The following is a 17,730-nucleotide window of genomic DNA, read 5'->3' on the forward strand; positions in this document are numbered from 1 at the left end:
TTCCTGTATTAGTCAAACTCCAGTTCCACCTGCTCCGAACCAATGAGGCCACGGAGATCGTTCAGTAAACGATCGCTCGGAGAGACACGCCACGTTGCACCAAAGCGCAACCGCGCACGTGCATCCGCCCTCTGATAGTAGAGATGTACTGGAATGGTCCCCGAGCGGTGGGGTTCCAGAGACTGACGGAGTCGGTTTAAAAGCTGGTCATCAATTTGCCTGTCCGTCAGCGAGATAGCAAGCCCGCGAGCATATTTTTCCCGGGCTTCGTCAATGTCCATCACTTCGCGGGCGGTCATTTTAAGCCCCCCGCTGAAGTCATCAAAGCTGACCTGTCCGCTGACGATAAGTATGCGGTCTTTTTCCAGCAATTGCTGGTATTTATCCAGCGCGTCGGTGAACAGCATCACCTCCAGACGCCCGGAACGGTCATCTAACGTACAGATGCCGATACGATTGCCGCGCTTGGTGACCATTACCCTTGCAGCAATCACGAGCCCCGCAGCCGTGGTGATCTTACCACGTTCTGTCGGATGCATGTCTTTGAGCCTGTGGCCGCCGACATAGCGCTCAATTTCTTTAAGATACTGGTTGATCGGGTGCCCCGTCAGGTACAGACCTAACGTTTCCCGCTCTCCATCCAGCACCACCTGTTCTGGCCACGGCTGGCAGTTGGAATAGGACTGCTCGATCTGCTCTGGCTCTTCCGCCAGCACGCCGAACATATCCGCCTGGCCAATGGCCTCCGCTTTTGCATGCTGATCGGCCGCTTTCAACGCATCGCCGAGCGAGTTCATCAGCGCGGCACGGTGTGGCCCCAGCCTGTCAAACGCGCCGGACATGATCAGTTTTTCCAGCACGCGGCGGTTCAGTTTTTTGGTATCGGTACGGGCGCACAGATCGAACAGCTCACGGAAGTAGCCGCCGTTATTACGCGCTTCGATGATCGCCTCGATCGGCCCCTCACCCACGCCTTTGATCGCGCCGATCCCGTAGACGATCTCCCCGTCATCGTTAACGTGGAAATGGTACAGACCCGAGTTAATATCCGGCGGCAGGATCTTCAGCCCCATGCGCCAGCACTCGTCCACCAGGCCAACCACCTTCTCAGTGTTGTCCATATCGGCGGTCATTACCGCCGCCATAAACTCAGCGGGATAGTGGGCCTTGAGCCACAGCGTTTGATAAGAAACCAAAGCATAGGCGGCGGAGTGAGATTTGTTAAATCCGTACCCGGCGAATTTCTCCACCAGGTCGAAGATTTTCATCGCCAGTTCGCCATCGACGCCGTTTTTCTTCGCCCCATCTTCAAAGATGGAGCGCTGCTTGGCCATCTCTTCCGGCTTTTTCTTACCCATCGCACGACGCAGCATGTCCGCGCCGCCAAGGGTATAGCCGGAAAGTACCTGGGCGATCTGCATGACCTGTTCCTGATACAGGATGATGCCGTAGGTCGGCTCCAGCACCGGTTTCAGGCTTTCATGCTGCCACTGTACGTCCGGGTAGGAAATCTCTTCGCGCCCGTGTTTACGATCGATAAAGTTATCCACCATCCCTGACTGCAGCGGGCCCGGACGGAACAGGGCCACCAGCGCGATCATATCTTCGAAGCAGTCGGGCTGCAGGCGTTTAATCAGATCTTTCATGCCGCGGGATTCAAGCTGGAAGACGGCTGTCGTCTCCGAGCGCTGCAGCATGTCGAAACTTTTCTTGTCATCCAGCGGGATGGCCGCAATATCCAGCGGCGGCTCGCCGTTCTTCTCGCGGCGGGCGTTGATCATCTCCAGCGCCCAGTTGATGATGGTCAGCGTGCGCAGGCCGAGGAAGTCGAACTTCACCAGCCCGGCGTATTCCACGTCGTTTTTATCGAACTGGGTGACCGGGTGCTGGCCCGCTTCGTCGCAGTAGAGCGGCGCAAAGTCGGTGATTTTGGTCGGGGCGATAACCACGCCCCCCGCATGCTTACCGGCGTTACGCGTCACGCCTTCCAGCTTGCGCGCCATGTCGATCAGCGCTTTTACCTCTTCATCAGCTTCGTAGATTTCCGGCAGCTGAGGTTCGGCTTCAAAGGCTTTTGCCAGCGTCATGCCCGGATCGGGCGGCACCAGCTTTGAAATACGATCGACAAAACCGTACGGGTGGCCCAGCACGCGGCCCACGTCGCGGATAACCGCTTTCGCCGCCATGGTACCGAAGGTAATGATCTGCGAAACCGCGTCACGACCGTACATATCGGCCACGTGCTCAATCACCTGGTCGCGTTTTTCCATGCAGAAGTCGACGTCGAAGTCGGGCATGGAAACACGTTCCGGGTTAAGGAAACGTTCGAACAGCAGGTCAAATTCCAGCGGATCGAGGTCGGTAATTTTCAGCGCATACGCCACCAGTGAGCCCGCACCCGAGCCACGGCCTGGACCTACCGGCACGCCGTTATCCTTCGACCACTGGATAAACTCCATTACAATCAGGAAGTAGCCCGGGAAGCCCATCTGGTTAATCACCTGGAGTTCAATATCCAGGCGTTCGTCATACTCCGGACGACGTTTTTTACGCTCTTCTTCATCCGGGAACAGGAATTCGAGACGCTCTTCCAGACCTTCTTTCGATTTCATGACCAGGAAATCTTCCGTGGTCATGTCCCCGGTCGGGAACTGCGGCAGGAAGTATTCGCCGAGGCGCACGGTCACGTTACATCGCTTGGCAATCTCTACGCTGTTTTCCAGCGCTTCCGGAATGTCGGAGAAGAGCTCGCACATCTCCTCTTCGCTGCGCATATACTGCTGCGATGAGTAGTTCCGCGGACGCTTTGGATCGTCGAGAGTGAAGCCATCATGGATAGCGACGCGAATTTCATGCGCGTCAAAATCGCCGGACTCCAGAAAACGCACGTCATTCGTTGCCACCACAGGCAAGCCGCGCTCTTCTGCCAGTGCGACAGCAGCGTGCAGATAGTTCTCTTCATCCTGGCGGCCGGTGCGAATCAGCTCCAGATAGTAACGATTCGGGAAGTACTCTTCATAGAACGAGACGCACTGATCCACCAGCGCGCTGTTACCGCGCAGCAGTGATTTACCGACATCGCCCATACGGCCGCCGGAGATCAGCAGCAGCCCTTCGTTCAGCTCAGCCAGCCATTCCCTGTCAATCCACGGACCCAGCGCCCCATAACCGCGCTGATAGGCTTTTGAGATAAGCAGAGTGAGGTTTTGGTAACCCGTATTGTTCATCGCCAACACGGAGATTTGCGTCAGTTCATCGCCGATGAGATCGCTCTGCACATGGAAATCCGCACCGACGATAGGCTTCATCCCCGCGCCATGCGCCGTCCCGTAGAACTTCACCAGGCCGCACAGGTTGGTAAAATCGGTGATCGCCAGCGCAGGCATGCCAAGCGAGGCCGCCTTTTTTACCAGCGGCCCGGTCTTTGCCAGCCCATCGATCATGGAGTAGTCGCTATGCACCCGCAGGTGTACGAAACGTGGTTCAGCCATCTTCAGATCCCGCGTTACTTAATTGCTTGCGTCTTGATTCAGGACACCAGTCCCAGCGCGCGCTTCACCGGGCCAAAGCTGCGCCGATGATGTTCAGTTGCGCCATGTTCAGCCAGCTTTTCCAGATGGAAAGCCGTTGGATATCCCTTATGCTGGGCGAAACCATACGCGGGATAAGTGAGGTCCAGCGCGGCCATTTCGGCGTCGCGCGTCACTTTGGCAATAATAGACGCTGCACTGATCTCTGCGACGCGGCTGTCGCCTTTAACGACGGCCATCGAAGGCATCGGCAGCGCCGGGCAACGGTTACCGTCGATCAGCACATATTCAGGCACAACCTTCAGGCCAGCAACGGCTCGCTGCATTGCCAGCATCGTGGCGTGCAGAATATTCAGATCGTCGATTTCATTCGGCTCTGCGCGCCCTACGCTCCACGCCAGCGCCTTCTCTTTAATTTCATCGAACAGCGCCAGGCGGCGCTTCTCACTGAGTTTTTTTGAGTCGTTCAGACCCATAATCGGGCGCGTTGGATCGAGGATCACCGCCGCGGTCACCACGGCACCGACCAACGGGCCGCGCCCGACTTCATCCACTCCGGCAACAAGGTGCGTGTGGGGATAAGTAAATTCCATCATTTTGCTAACTCCAGCACTGCATCAGCCGCCTGCTCATCAGCATTACAGCGGATCTGCTGATGCAGTTCACGGAAAGTATCGTGCATCTGGTGGCTGGTCTTGCCGTTGGCCAGCAGCGGCAGCAGGGCATCCGCAAGCGCCTGCGGCTGGCACTCATCCTGCAACAGCTCTTTCACCAGCTCGCGCCCGGCAAGCAGGTTTGGCAGGGAGACATAATCCGTTTTCACCAGACGTTTTGCCAGCCAGAAGGTAAACGGCTTCATGCGATAACCGACCACCATCGGGCATTTCGCCAGCATACACTCCAGCGCTGCCGTGCCGGAAGCCAGCAGTGCGGCATCGCTTGCATACATGGCTTCCCGCCCTTTCCCGTCGAGAAGACGAACGTGAAGATCCGGGGCAACGTCGGCTTTGATACGCTCGAACTGCTCGCGGCGTTTGGCATTCACCAGCGGCACAACCACTTCAAGATCGGGCCAGGTCTGGCGAATAATTTGCGCGGTCTTCAGGAAATCAGCGCTCAGCATCTCGACCTCTGCGCCACGGCTGCCCGGCAGCAGCGCCAGACAGTGCACATCATGCGGGATACCCAGCACGTCGCGCGCCGCGTTTTTATCCGGATCCAGCGGCATCGCATCCGCCATGGTATGACCGATAAAACGGCACGGAACATTAAATCTGTCGTAAAACGCTTTTTCGAAAGGCAGGAAAGCCAGCACCAGATTGGTGGACCGTCCGATTTTGAAAACGCGTTTCTGTCGCCACGCCCAGACGGACGGACTGACATAGTGAATGGTTTTGATGCCCTGCTTTTTCAGATTACCTTCGAGGGTAATGTTGAAATCAGGTGCATCGATACCGACAAACACATCGGGTTTGAGTTCGGTAAAGCGGCGGGTGAGATCGGCACGAATATGCAGCAGGCGTCGCAGGCGCCCCAGCACCTCGACGATGCCCATCACGGCCAGCTCTTCCATTTCATACCAGGCTTCACAGCCTTCGGCCTGCATCAGCGGGCCAGCCACGCCAACAAAGCGAGCATTGGGTACGCGCGCCTTAAGCGCCCGGATGAGACCTGCACCAAGAATATCGCCGGAGGTTTCTCCGGCGACCAGGGCTATCGTAAGCGGACGACTGTCGACCATTAACGAATCAGACCCCTCGTGGAACGGTCAAAGAACTCCATGAACGCGTTCACTTCAGGATGCTTATTCGCCAGCTCGGCAATTTCCGGCTTCGCCTCTTCCAGCGTTTTACCGCTACGGTACAGCAGCTTGTACGCGTTGCGGATAGCAGTAATCGCTTCGCGGCTAAAGCCACGACGCTTGAGGCCTTCGATGTTCACGCCAAACGGCGTGGCATGGTTGCCCTGCGCAATCACATACGGCGGGACGTCCTGCGCCACACCGGAGCATCCGCCGACCATCACGTGTGCACCAATGATGCAGAACTGATGGACTGCGGTCATGCCGCCAATAATTGCGAAGTCATTAACCGATACGTGTCCTGCCAGCGTTGCGTTGTTGGCAAGAATACAGCGATCGCCCACGGCACAGTCGTGCGCAATGTGCGCATTCACCATGAACAGGTTGTCGCTGCCCACCTTCGTCAACCCACCACCCTGCACTGTTCCACGATGAATGGTGACGCTTTCGCGAATACGGTTACGATCGCCAATTTCCAGACGGGTCGACTCACCAGCATATTTCAGATCCTGGTTAACTTCGCCGATGGAAGCGAACTGATAGATCTCGTTATTGCAGCCAATGGTCGTGTGACCATTCACGACAACGTGAGATTTCAGTACTGTACCCTCACCAATTTCGACATGGGGTCCAACAATACAAAACGGGCCAATGTGGACGTTTGCGCCAATAATGGCACCGGTTTCCACAATAGCGGTAGGATGAATAAAGGCGGATTTATCAATCACGTATCAGGACTCCCGGCTACGAGCACACATCATCGTCGCTTCGCAAACAACTTTGCCGTCAACCAGCGCTACGCCTTTGAAGCGAGTCAGGCCACGACGCGTTTTTTCAAAAGTGACTTCCATGATCATCTGATCACCAGGCACGACAGGACGCTTGAAGCGTGCTTCATCAATACCTGCGAAGTAATACAGTTCACCCGGCTCCAGCTTACCGACGCTTTTAAACGCCAGAATACCGGTAGCCTGAGCCATCGCTTCCAGAATCAACACACCCGGGAAGATAGGTTTACCCGGGAAGTGTCCCTGGAAGAACGGCTCGTTCACGGAAACATTTTTCACTGCGCGCAGAAAACGACCTTCTTCAAAATCCAGCACACGGTCTACCAGCAAAAACGGGTAGCGGTGCGGCAGAAGTTCTAAAATCTCTTCAATATGCAGAGTATGAGTGTCAGTAGTCAAAATACTCTTCCTGTCAAAATGTACTGATAACAATAATAACACGGCCTGCCGGTTTATTAGAAAGCCGACAGGCCGGGAAAGATAGCGTTAAACGGGTGACGTTTAGTCTTGTTGATCGATCTTACGCTCAAGAGACTTGAGTCGCTTGCTCATATCATCAATGTTCATCACCAGAGCTGCTGTTTTACGCCATACCTTGTTGGGTTGCAGCGGAATACCGGAGGAATAGACGCCAGGTTCAGTGATAGGACGCATTACCATGCCCATGCCCGTCACCGTCACCTTGTCGCATATTTCCATATGGCCATTAATCACGCTCGCGCCGCCAATCATGCAGTAACGACCAATTTTCAGGCTGCCCGCCATGATGACGCCCCCCGCAACCGCGGTATTGTCGCCAATCACAACGTTATGCGCAATCTGGCACTGGTTATCGATGATAACACCATTGCCAATAATCGTGTCGTCGAGTGCACCACGATCGATCGTGGTACAGGCCCCGATCTCCACGCGATCGCCAATAATAACGCGACCAAGCTGCGGGATCTTAACCCAGTTACCGCGATCGTTCGCGTAACCAAAGCCATCAGAACCAATCACGGTACTGGACTGGACGAGGCAATTTTCGCCGATTTCAACTTCATGATAAACGGACACATTGGCCCATAAACGGGTGCCAGCGCCGATTTTCGTATTTTTCCCAACGAAGCATCCGGGGCCAATGACGACGTTATCGCCCAGCTCAACGCCAGATTCAATAACCGCATTCGCGCCAACGGCCACGTTGTTACCCAGCTTAGCCGTCGGATCAATCGCTGCACTGGCAGCAATGTTCTGCGCCGGCTGCGGCGTGGTATCTAGAATTTGAGCCATGCGTGCATACGTCAGGTAGGGATTTTTCACTACCAGCGCGCTTCCAGTGGCAAAAGGAAGATCGTCCTGCGTCAGAACAACAGCTGACGCCTGGCATTGAGCCAGTTGTTCACGGTACTTAGGGCTTACCATGAAGGTAATCGTGCCAGCTTTAGCAGATTGCATGGACGCAACAGCGGTGATGACGATATCGCCATCACCGTGTAATTCTGCATCCAACTGCTGAGCTAAATCAGCCAGTCGAATTGAAGGCATTACTTATTTAACCTGTTTCAGAACATCAGCGGTGATGTCTTTAACATCGCTGCTGTTGAAAGCAACGGCGTTCGCATCAACAACCAGATCGATGCTCTGATCGGCAGCAACTGCTTTAACAGCAGTCTGAATGCGAGTCACCAGCTTGCCACGCTCTTCGTTAGAACGACGCTGACGATCCTGCTCGAAAGCCTGCGCTTTCTGGGAGAAGGTCTGGCGCTGAGCCATAACGTCTTTTTCCAGTTTGCTGCGATCGCTTGCTTTCATGGTAGAACCATCACGCTGCAGACGCTGCATTTTGGACTGAAGATCGCCTTCCATACGCTGCAGTTCGCTCGCACGGCCTTTGAATTCGTTTTCCAGAGTCGCAGAAACACCTGTTTTCTGAGCGACCTGCTGGAACAAATTACCCATGTTGACGATTGCGATTTTGTCTGCTGCCTGAGCAGAAGTTGCCATCGCTAAACCGAGACCTGCAGCTAATAACCACTTTTTCACAATTAACTCCTTACCATCCCATTGGCACCAGAAGGTACCGTTCTTTGCGTGGCAAGGCGACCGTTTTACCGATCGCCGGTTGTCAGCGCTACACTGCCAACGCATTCCATTGCAGCGGATTATTACCAGGTTTTACCAATGTTAAACTGGAATTGCTCCGCTTTGTCTCCATCGTATTTCTTAAACGGCTGGGCGTAGGAGAAGACCAACGGCCCCAGCGGTGACATCCATTGTAATGCGATACCGGCAGACATGCGAATATTGCCCGGATCGCTATAGTCTGGAACGCCAGCCGCGCGCATCTGGGCAGTATTCTCCCAGTTGGTATCCCACACCGTACCCGCATCCCAGAAGAAGGACGTACGTACGGAGTTCGCGTATTTATCACTGATAAATGGCGTTGGGGTGATGAACTCCAGGCTGGCCACGGCCATGGCGTTACCGCCTACCGCATCATCAGAGCTACATACTTGTTTTGGATCACGGCTTGCGCAGTTATCTTCATCATTACCGCCGTAATAAACCGCTTTCGGACCAATGTTGTTAGACTGGAAGCCACGCACGGTGCTTGAACCACCCGCGTAGAAGTTCTCATAGAACGGCAACTCTTTACTGCCGATACCGTCACCATAGCCCCAACGGGTACGACCCAGAACGACCCACTTGTGATCGTCATCGATCGGGAAGTAGGACGCGGTATCCAGCGTGACCTTGTAGAACTCGTTATCGGAACCAGGAATGGTCACCTTACCGTTCAGGTTGACGCGAGAGCCTTCCGTTGGGAAGAAACCGCGGTCAAGACGGTTGTAGGTCCAGCCATAGTTGAAGGTGAAGTCATCTGCAGCAAAACCGTTGTCATCGCTGGAGGTACTCGCCGACTGGCCGATGGAATCCAGATAACGCCACATCGCCACCTGCGGCTGCATGTTGGACAGGTCGTTATGCACGTAACCTAAGCCCGCTCGCAGGGTGTTGTATTCGTTAACCGGGAAGCCAAGCGTTCCGTCCACACCGTAACTTTTGTTGGTGTAGGAAGACAGATCTGCATCATCCGCTTTAAAGTCGTTATAGAAGATACGACCGCCCAGGCTCACACCGTCAACGGTGAAGTATGGGTTGGTAACGGAGAACTCAGAGTAGGTCTGGTAGTCGTTTTTGGTACCGTTAATACCAACAGAGTAACCCGTACCCAGCCAGTTATCCTGCTGGACGCCTACCTGGAAACTCACGCCGCTTTCCGTGCCGTAGCCCACGCCGAAGTTAAAGCTACCGGTGTTACGCTCTTTCACTTTATAAACGACATCAACCTGATCCGGGCTGCCCGGTACACGCTGAGTTTCAGTATCTACGGTTTCAAAATAGCCCAGACGGTTCAGACGCTCTTTACCCTGGTCGACCAGGTCGCTGCCCAGCCACGCCCCTTCCATCTGACGCATTTCACGACGCAGAACGGAGTCTTTAGAGGTGTCGTTACCGACGAAGCGGATCTTACGCACGTAGAAACGGTTACCCGCATCAACGTTAACGTGCAGCTTAACGGTTTTATCCGCATCGTTGATTTCCGGCTGAGTTTGTACGCGCGGATAGGCATAACCATAGCGGCCGAGCAGCTTCTTAATGCTGTCTTCCATTTTGGTGACTTTGGATCCGCTGTACAGATCGCCCGGCTGAATTTTGGTCAGCGATTCGATCTCAGCAGAATGCCCCGCCAGGTTACCACTCACTTCAACACCAGAAAGCTTGTACTGATCGCCTTCAGTAATGTTAACCGTAATGTAGATACCTTTCTTGTCCGGAGTCAGACTGACCTGAGTCGAGTCGATGTTGAAGCGGGCATAACCGCGATCCAGATAGTAGCTGCGCAGGGTTTCAAGGTCGCCCGCCAGCTTCTGTTTCTGGTATTTACGATCGCCAACCACGTTCCACCACGGCACTTCATCGCGCAGCTGGAAGGTCGAGATCAGTTCGTCGGTGCTGAACGCGTGGTTACCCACGATGTTGATCTGCTGGATCTTCGCAGAAACACCTTCCTGGAAGACCAGCTTCAGGTCAACACGGTTACGCGGGAGCGGAGTGACAACCGCTTTCACGCTGGCGCTGTATTTACCGACGCTGTAGTAGAAGTCTTCCAGACCTTTTTCAATGTCTGAAAGGGTTGTGCGGTCCAGAGATTCACCCACACGAACACCCGATGCTTCAAGGTTTTGCTTGAGCATGTCATCTTTGACCGACTTGTTGCCGGAGAAAGTGATACTGGCGATCGTTGGACGTTCTTTTACCTGTACCAGCAGCGTATCACCATCGCGCAGGACGCGGACGTCCTCAAAGTTGCCGGTGGCAAACAGAGCACGGATGGTGTTACTGATATCTTCATCATTAACCGTATCGCCGGGGCGCACAGGCATACTGAGGAGGGCCGCACCAACGGCGACACGCTGAAGGCCTTCGAAATGAATATCTTTCACTACGAACCCGTCAGCACCGTATACGGTGGCGCTGCTAAACAGCAGCGACGCTATGAGCAACTTTTTCATCGCCATCGTTATTATGCGTTCTTCCTAACTAACTCTCTTACAACCGAGAGAAATCATTGAAAAGTGCAAGCCCCATTAACAGCACCAGCAAAATCGAGCCAATGCGATAACTAAAGTCTTGAACTCGCTCGGATACCGGCCCGCCTTTTAGCTTTTCAATCGCTAAAAACAGCAGATGACCCCCGTCTAAAACGGGAAGCGGGAACAGGTTGATAATCCCAAGGTTCACGCTAATAAGCGCGAGGAACATGAGATAGTAAATCACCCCGAACTCCGCTGACATCCCAGCCCCCTGAGCAATCGAGATTGGCCCACTGAGGTTGTTCAGTTTCACATCACCGGTTATCAATTTCCCCAACATGTTGACCGTCAGCTTCATCAGTTGCCATGTTTTATCCGTGGCTTCAAGAATGGCGCTGAACGGCCCATACTGGCGTATTGTCTTGTACTCATCTGGCAGCGGGATCACTTTTGGCACAACGCCTGCAAACCCTTCTGCCTTTTTGCCGACCGACTTCGTATCCGGGATCAGCGTCAGCGAAAGCGGACTGCCTTGCCTTTCAACTTCCAGCGCGAGGGACGTCCCCGGATTATCGCGCACCAGAGTAACAAAGGTCATCCACTCTGTTAATGGTTGACCATCGACTTTAACGATCCTGTCGCCAGCTTGCAAACCCGCTTTGCTCGCCGCCGAATTTGCCTGTACTTCGGCTAATACCGGCTCAATCTGCGCGCCGCGGGGACGAATGCCCAGCGCAGCGACGGGATCCTCTTTGTCTGGCTCGAAACGCCAGTGGCGTAAATCCAGTACTTTGTCCTGACGCACGTCTGACCCAAACGGCGATACGCTGATAGTTGTCTGCGGATCGCCAATTTTGGCTACCAGCTGCAGTCGCACGGCATCCCAATCAGGGGTTTCGATGCCATCAATCGCTTTAAGTTCCATCCCGGAGGTAATTTGCGCACTCGCCGCGATGGAGTCAGGGGCAATATCCCCCACTACCGGACGCACGCCAGGGACGCCGATGATAAACACCAGCCAGTAAGCGAAAATCGCAAAGATGAAGTTGGCTACCGGTCCGGCAGCGATGATAGCGGCGCGTTGTCCAACGGTTTTGTTGTTAAACGCACTGTGTCGCAGTTCGGGAGCGACAGGCTCAACACGTTCGTCGAGCATTTTGACGTAGCCGCCAAGCGGGATAAGGGCGATGACAAATTCCGTGCCGTGACGGTCGGTGCGCGTCCAGAGTGATTTGCCAAAACCAATGGAGAATCGCTCTACCCGCACACCGCAACGGCGAGCAACCCAGAAATGGCCAAATTCATGCACGGTAATCAGTACACCCAGTGCAACAATGAACGCCGCCAGATTCCAGAGAATGCTCAGCATAAAACCTTCCGTTAAATCGTCCCGAATACCAGTAAAAGCAGGCAAGCAAATACTGGAACAGCCGCTGTCAGGCTGTCAATGCGATCCAGTATACCGCCATGCCCTGGAATAAGATGTCCGCTGTCCTTAATCCCTGCTTCACGCTTAAACATACTTTCGGTTAAATCACCGAGCACTGAGGCAAGTGCAGCAAAAATCGAGCACACCAGCAGTATTGACGGTGCCACGGCCAGATCCGCCCAGACGCCATAGCCCCAGGAGATGATCGCTGCCGTAAACAAGCCGCCGATGAAGCCTTGCCAGGTTTTTCCCGGCGAAACTTTTGGTGCCAGCTTATGTTTGCCAAACAGTTTACCAAACATATAGGCCCCGGAGTCAGCCCCCCAGACGAGAATCATCACATAAAGCAGCCAGATCGCACCGCTGTAGTGATTTTCGTCATAGTGCCAGGCGCGCAGCGCGACCATGCCCCAGAAAAACGGAACAATGGTGAGCAAACCAAAAATCAGTCGCAGCACTTTTGAATGACGCCAGATTGCGGCCGAGCCTGGATAAAAAAGCACCAGTAACAGCGCAACAACCCACCAGGCCAACGACATCCACAAGGAGCCGGCAACCAGCGGTTGATGAATATCATGGTGATATTCAGGCAACGTAAACAGCATTATGGCCAGGATAAAGCCACAGAGTACCGCAAGCCATACTCGCTGGCTGCGCGAGGTAAAGCCGCTAAACTGTCCCCATTCCCACGCGGCAAGCATGCACACTACCAGCGTGACAATGGCGAATCCCACCGGGGGCAGTAAAAACAGCGCCGCAATGACAATGGGTATTAAAACAAAAGCGGAAATCAGGCGATACTTCAGCAAAAGCTACCCCCATCAGGCTTTGTCGCCACCTGGCTCGGTGCCGCCGAAACGACGCTCTCGATTGGCAAAGGCATGCAGCGCACCTTCAAAGTCTTGTTCATCAAAATCGGGCCAGAGAACATCTGTAAAGTAAAGTTCAGCATAGGCAATTTGCCATATCAGAAAGTTACTTATGCGATGTTCCCCCCCTGTCCTAATTACCAAATCCACAGGTGCCAGTTCATTCATGCAGATTTGCTTGCTCAGCGCCTCTTCATCAATCTGGTCGGGTCTCAACAGCCCTTCCTGAACCTGTTCGGCCAGATGCCGAACGCCCTGGATAATATCCCAGCGTCCACCGTAATTCGCCGCAACGTTGAGCGTCAGACCGGTATTATTTTCCGTCAGCGCTTCTGCTTTACGAATCCGCTCCTGCAAACGTGAGTTAAAACGACTGGTATCGCCAATGATGCGCAGGCGAACGTTGTGGCGGTGCAGGCTTTTTACTTCGCTGTCTAGCGCCCACACGAACAATTCCATCAACGCAGTCACTTCCTGCGGAGGTCGATTCCAGTTTTCACTGCTAAAAGCATAGAGCGTTAACGCATCAATGCCGTTATTGGCGGCAAAAGAGACGGCGCGGCGAACAGATTTCGCTCCCGCTTTATGCCCAAAGGCTCGTATTTTCCCTTGTCTTTTCGCCCAGCGCCCGTTGCCATCCATAATGATTGCTACATGACGGCAGCCATGAGCTGGCAAGTTTTCGCTTATTGGTTGATTCGCAGACAACATAACGCGTTTTTTGTCCCTGAAAGGATTTAACGGTACTCAGGAATACTTAAGCCTGTACATAAAAAAGCCGTGTCAAACCACGGCTTACCTGACCACATAAAGTCAAATTCCTGCGATCAGGTGGCGCAGACTATATCACTGAAGCCCAACGCTAACAAATAGCACGACCACTAGTGCTTGCTTTATCACCAGCTTGCGAGACGTGTCACCTGTTTACGCGCAATATCACGAGCAGCTGTATCCACCGCCAGCACCTCTTCCACGCTTTGTGGCTCACGCAAATCAATCATTTCCAGTACCGATAAATTTAAGGTCGCGATATCGGTAAAACGGATCTGCTGATTCAGAAATGCGTCAACGGTAATTTCATTGGCTGCATTCAGTGCCGTCGTCGCCGCCTGCCCCTGGTCAAAGGCGTTCATTGCAAGCTTCAGACAAGGATAACGATCGTAGTCTGGTTCACTGAACGTCAGAGAACTGAGCTTACAGAAATCAAGCGGCTTCACGCCGGATTTCACCCGGTTCGGCCATGCCATTGAATGGGCAATAGGCGTACGCATATCCGGCTCGCCGAGCTGTGCCAGCACGCTGCCATCCTGATAGCGCACCATCGAGTGAATCACCGACTGCGGGTGGATCAGTACTTCCATCTGTTTCGCCGACGCATTAAACAGCCAGCGCGCTTCAATGTATTCCAGACCTTTGTTCATCATGGTGGCAGAATCCACGGAGATTTTACGCCCCATTGACCAGTTCGGATGACGGCACGCCTGATCCGGCGTCATTGCGCGCAGTTCAGACAGTGGCGTTTCACGGAACGGGCCACCAGACCCGGTAAGCAGAATCGACACAACGCCATTCTGCTCCAGGTCAGCGTACCCCAGGTTCTGTTGAAAAGGTTGCGGTAAACTCTGAAAAATGGCGTTGTGCTCGCTGTCGACCGGTAAAAGACGCGCCCCGCGCTGTTTTACCGCGTCCATGAACAGACGTCCGCAGGTCACCAGCGACTCTTTATTGGCGAGCAAAACATCTTTACCGGCATCGATCGCAGCAAGTGTCGGCAGCAGCCCGGCTGCGCCGACAATGGCCGCCATAACCTGGTCAACCTCATCCAGCGCCGCCATCTCGCAGGCCGCCTGCTGGCCACTCAGCACCTCGGTTCGGCTGCCCTTCTCACGCAGTTGGGCTTTTAGCAGGCGCGCGCTCTCTTCGTCATCCATCACAACATAGCGGGGCATAAACTCCAGGCACTGCTCGACCATACGCTGCACATTCTTACCGGCCACCAGCGCTGTCACGGTGTAAAGTTCAGGATTATGGCGGACGACGTCGAGAGTACTGCAACCGATGGAGCCGGTTGAGCCGAGGAGTGTTAAATGCTTCATGAGATGCCCGAAAAAAGTTAGACCAGATAAAAGCAAAACGCCGCCAGCAAGACCCGAAGTCCCTCTGAACGGCGTTTATCAGTGTACGACAGAAATCAGAACTGCATCAGTTCCGCTTCTTTTTCTGCCAGCGCCGCATCAATTTTCTTGATGGCAGCGTCGGTCATTTTCTGAATGTCGTCCTGAGAACGACGATCGTCATCTTCGCTGATCTCTTTTTCTTTCAGCAGTGCTTTCACTTTATCGTTCGCATCGCGGCGCACGTTACGCACGGAAACACGACCCTGCTCAGCTTCACCGCGAACCACTTTGATGAGATCTTTACGACGTTCTTCCGTCAGCGGAGGCAGCGGAACGCGGATGTCAGCACCCGCTGAGCTTGGGTTCAGACCCAGGTCAGAAGCCATGATCGCTTTCTCAACGGCCGGGCTCATAGAGCGATCGAAGACGTTGATTTTCAGCGTACGGGTATCTTCAACCGTCACGCTCGCGAGCTGACGCAGAGGGGTTGGCGTACCGTAGTATTCTACGATGATGCCATCCAGCAGGCTTGGGGAAGCACGGCCAGTACGGATTTTGCTGATTTGGTTTTTGAACGCTTCTACGCATTTGTCCATGCGTACTTCAGCATCTTTTCTGATGTCGTTAATCACGTTACGAATCCTTGAAAACTTGTCTCAGGCAGACTATCCGCCAGCACAGCGCTACAGGTGTGCTAAGTATAGTCGCGTTTAATTCATGACAACGCCAAAGGCGCGTCCAGGTAAGATACCACTACAAAGTAAAGCGGAATCTTACCTGTATTTATCGTCGACGGAAATTATTCCGTGATCAAAGTGCCTTCTTTTTCGCCCATGACCACGCGACGCAGTGCGCCAGGCTTGTTCATGTTGAAGACTCGGATCGGCAGTTTGTGGTCGCGAGCCAGCGTGAAGGCGGCAAGATCCATCACTTTCAGCTCTTTATCCAGCACTTCGCTGTAGCTCAGCTGATCGTACATGGTCGCAGAAGGATCTTTTGCCGGGTCGGCAGTAAACACGCCGTCTACTTTGGTCGCTTTCAGCACCACGTCGGCTTCAATTTCGATACCGCGCAGGCAGGCAGCGGAATCGGTGGTAAAGAACGGGTTACCCGTACCGGCGGAGAGGATCACCACGCGGTTGTTGCGCAGCAGGCTGATGGCCTCTGCCCAGCTGTAATTATCGCATACGCCATTCAGGGGAATCGCGGACATCAGGCGGGCATTCACGTAGGCGCGATGGAGCGCATCACGCATTGCCAGGCCATTCATCACGGTTGCCAGCATACCCATGTGGTCGCCCACAACGCGGTTCATCCCCGCTTTCGCCAGACCAGCACCACGGAAAAGGTTGCCACCGCCAATGACCACGCCAACCTGGATACCCAGTTCGACCAGTTCTTTGATTTCCTGTGCCATGCGATCAAGGATGCTTGCGTCAATACCGAAGCCTTCCGATCCCTGCAGCGCTTCGCCACTCAGCTTAAGCAGAATGCGTTTGTACACGGGTTTTGCATTGGTAGCCATGTTTCTTTCCTGAGACTGTCAACGATTAAGATGGGAGTTAATTCTGGCGACATAATATGCCGCAAATCAGCACGGCGATACTGGAGCCTGTCTGATTTCCTGTGACGGGTGACAAAAAGAAGCCGCCCTCAGGCGGCTCCTTTTCAATCATTAAGACTGCTTGGACATTGCAGCAACTTCTGCTGCGAAGTCAGTCTCAACTTTCTCGATGCCTTCGCCCACTTCGAAGCGGATGAAGCCAGTTACGTCAGCGTTGTGCTCTTTCAGCAGCTGAGCAACAGACTTGCTTGGATCCATAACGAAAGGCTGGCCAGTCAGAGAAACTTCGCCGGTGAATTTCTTCATGCGGCCTTCAACCATTTTCTCTGCGATTTCTTTTGGCTTACCAGACTGCATCGCGATGTCCAGCTGAACCTGGTACTCTTTCTCTACCACTTCAGCAGACACGTCTTCTGGCTTAACGAATTCTGGTTTGCTTGCAGCGATGTGCATTGCCAGCTGTTTAACCAGCTCTTCGTCAGCGCCTTTAGCCGCAACCAGAACACCGATACGTGCGCCGTGCTGGTAAGAACCCAGTACTTCGCCTTCCAGGGAAGATACGCGACGGATGTTGATGTTCTCACCGATTTTAGCAACCAGCGCAACACGTTCTTCTTCGAACTGTGCTTTCAGAACTTCAACGTCAGTGATTTTGCCAGCAACCGCTGCGTCCAGAACTTTGTTCGCAAATGCCTGGAAACCGCCATCTTTAGCAACGAAGTCAGTCTGGCAGTTAACTTCCAGAATGATGCCGTAGGTGCCGTCGATTTTAGTGATGATCACGCCGTCAGCAGCAACGTTGCCTGCTTTCTTAGCTGCTTTGATCGCACCGGATTTACGCATGTTTTCGATTGCCAGCTCGATGTCGCCGTTCGCTTCAGTCAGCGCTTTTTTGCAATCCATCATGCCTGCGCCAGTACGCTCGCGCAGCTCTTTTACCAGGGATGCGGTAATTTCAGCCATTCTTAAATCCTCGGGAGATGTGAACTGCCCGGCCGGAGGCCAAACAGTGTAAATTGAAAAAAGGGGCCGATAATGGGCCCCTATTCATA

The 17,730-nt window shown here is 53.8% G+C and carries 15 protein-coding genes; all 15 read right to left on the reverse strand.

Annotation, left to right across the window (positions count from 1 at the left end):
• Positions 1–8 precede the first annotated feature (8 nt).
• The gene (gene dnaE / locus IM271_RS18720; protein ID WP_041911187.1) at positions 9–3,491 is read right to left on the reverse strand and encodes a DNA polymerase III subunit alpha; all 3,483 of its coding nucleotides are present in this window, start codon (positions 3,489–3,491) and stop codon (positions 9–11) included.
• A 38-nt stretch (positions 3,492–3,529) separates the two neighbouring features.
• Positions 3,530–4,126, reverse strand: a complete 597-nt coding sequence (rnhB, locus tag IM271_RS18725) for a ribonuclease HII (protein ID WP_028015588.1) — start codon at positions 4,124–4,126, stop codon at positions 3,530–3,532.
• On the reverse strand, positions 4,123–5,271 hold the full coding sequence (gene lpxB, locus IM271_RS18730; RefSeq protein WP_193052992.1) for a lipid-A-disaccharide synthase: 1,149 nt from the start codon (positions 5,269–5,271) through the stop codon (positions 4,123–4,125). The genes rnhB and lpxB overlap by 4 nt, the downstream gene beginning before the upstream one ends.
• A complete protein-coding gene (lpxA, locus tag IM271_RS18735; RefSeq protein ID WP_193052993.1) occupies positions 5,271–6,059 on the reverse strand; it encodes an acyl-ACP--UDP-N-acetylglucosamine O-acyltransferase in 789 nt (262 codons plus the stop codon). The genes lpxB and lpxA overlap by 1 nt, the downstream gene beginning before the upstream one ends.
• A gap of 3 nt (positions 6,060–6,062) precedes the next feature.
• Positions 6,063–6,518, reverse strand: coding sequence for a 3-hydroxyacyl-ACP dehydratase FabZ (fabZ, locus tag IM271_RS18740; RefSeq protein WP_010426706.1), 456 nt, complete (start codon positions 6,516–6,518; stop codon positions 6,063–6,065).
• A 102-nt stretch (positions 6,519–6,620) separates the two neighbouring features.
• On the reverse strand, positions 6,621–7,646 hold the full coding sequence (gene lpxD, locus IM271_RS18745; RefSeq protein WP_041911190.1) for a UDP-3-O-(3-hydroxymyristoyl)glucosamine N-acyltransferase: 1,026 nt from the start codon (positions 7,644–7,646) through the stop codon (positions 6,621–6,623).
• Positions 7,647–7,649: 3 nt separating this feature from the next.
• Complete coding sequence (gene skp, locus IM271_RS18750; RefSeq protein WP_014882635.1) at positions 7,650–8,144, reverse strand: molecular chaperone Skp; 495 nt, start codon at positions 8,142–8,144, stop codon at positions 7,650–7,652.
• Positions 8,145–8,266: 122 nt separating this feature from the next.
• Complete coding sequence (bamA, locus tag IM271_RS18755; protein ID WP_028015584.1) at positions 8,267–10,684, reverse strand: outer membrane protein assembly factor BamA; 2,418 nt, start codon at positions 10,682–10,684, stop codon at positions 8,267–8,269.
• A gap of 31 nt (positions 10,685–10,715) precedes the next feature.
• Positions 10,716–12,068 (reverse strand): sigma E protease regulator RseP, encoded by a 1,353-nt coding sequence (rseP, locus tag IM271_RS18760; RefSeq protein WP_136486589.1) that lies wholly within the window; start codon positions 12,066–12,068, stop codon positions 10,716–10,718.
• 11 nt (positions 12,069–12,079) lie between these two features.
• Complete coding sequence (gene cdsA / locus IM271_RS18765) at positions 12,080–12,937, reverse strand: phosphatidate cytidylyltransferase (protein WP_041911193.1); 858 nt, start codon at positions 12,935–12,937, stop codon at positions 12,080–12,082.
• A 12-nt stretch (positions 12,938–12,949) separates the two neighbouring features.
• Complete coding sequence (gene ispU, locus IM271_RS18770; protein WP_028015581.1) at positions 12,950–13,708, reverse strand: (2E,6E)-farnesyl-diphosphate-specific ditrans,polycis-undecaprenyl-diphosphate synthase; 759 nt, start codon at positions 13,706–13,708, stop codon at positions 12,950–12,952.
• Positions 13,709–13,893: 185 nt separating this feature from the next.
• Positions 13,894–15,093, reverse strand: a complete 1,200-nt coding sequence (gene ispC / locus IM271_RS18775; protein WP_049000561.1) for a 1-deoxy-D-xylulose-5-phosphate reductoisomerase — start codon at positions 15,091–15,093, stop codon at positions 13,894–13,896.
• A 95-nt stretch (positions 15,094–15,188) separates the two neighbouring features.
• A complete protein-coding gene (frr, locus tag IM271_RS18780) occupies positions 15,189–15,746 on the reverse strand; it encodes a ribosome recycling factor (protein ID WP_003856180.1) in 558 nt (185 codons plus the stop codon).
• A gap of 167 nt (positions 15,747–15,913) precedes the next feature.
• The gene (gene pyrH, locus IM271_RS18785; RefSeq protein WP_008501910.1) at positions 15,914–16,639 is read right to left on the reverse strand and encodes a UMP kinase; all 726 of its coding nucleotides are present in this window, start codon (positions 16,637–16,639) and stop codon (positions 15,914–15,916) included.
• 150 nt (positions 16,640–16,789) lie between these two features.
• On the reverse strand, positions 16,790–17,641 hold the full coding sequence (tsf, locus tag IM271_RS18790) for a translation elongation factor Ts (protein WP_028015579.1): 852 nt from the start codon (positions 17,639–17,641) through the stop codon (positions 16,790–16,792).
• Between the last annotated feature and the right edge of the window lie 89 nt (positions 17,642–17,730).

The sequence above is a fragment of the Enterobacter cloacae complex sp. I3 genome, from assembly GCF_014896175.1.
GTDB classification, from domain to species: Bacteria; Pseudomonadota; Gammaproteobacteria; order Enterobacterales; family Enterobacteriaceae; genus Enterobacter; species Enterobacter bugandensis.

Excerpts from the sequence above, each read along its gene's own strand:
- rseP (WP_136486589.1), bottom strand. The coding sequence starts at position 12,068 with ATGCTGAGCATTCTCTGGAATCTGGCGGCGTTCATTGTTGCACTGGGT.
- ispU (WP_028015581.1), bottom strand. The coding sequence starts at position 13,708 with ATGTTGTCTGCGAATCAACCAATAAGCGAAAACTTGCCAGCTCATGGC.
- rnhB (WP_028015588.1), bottom strand. The coding sequence starts at position 4,126 with ATGATGGAATTTACTTATCCCCACACGCACCTTGTTGCCGGAGTGGAT.
- dnaE (WP_041911187.1), bottom strand. The coding sequence starts at position 3,491 with ATGGCTGAACCACGTTTCGTACACCTGCGGGTGCATAGCGACTACTCC.
- ispC (WP_049000561.1), bottom strand. The coding sequence starts at position 15,093 with ATGAAGCATTTAACACTCCTCGGCTCAACCGGCTCCATCGGTTGCAGT.
- lpxD (WP_041911190.1), bottom strand. The coding sequence starts at position 7,646 with ATGCCTTCAATTCGACTGGCTGATTTAGCTCAGCAGTTGGATGCAGAA.
- bamA (WP_028015584.1), bottom strand. The coding sequence starts at position 10,684 with ATGGCGATGAAAAAGTTGCTCATAGCGTCGCTGCTGTTTAGCAGCGCC.
- pyrH (WP_008501910.1), bottom strand. The coding sequence starts at position 16,639 with ATGGCTACCAATGCAAAACCCGTGTACAAACGCATTCTGCTTAAGCTG.
- tsf (WP_028015579.1), bottom strand. The coding sequence starts at position 17,641 with ATGGCTGAAATTACCGCATCCCTGGTAAAAGAGCTGCGCGAGCGTACT.
- lpxB (WP_193052992.1), bottom strand. The coding sequence starts at position 5,271 with ATGGTCGACAGTCGTCCGCTTACGATAGCCCTGGTCGCCGGAGAAACC.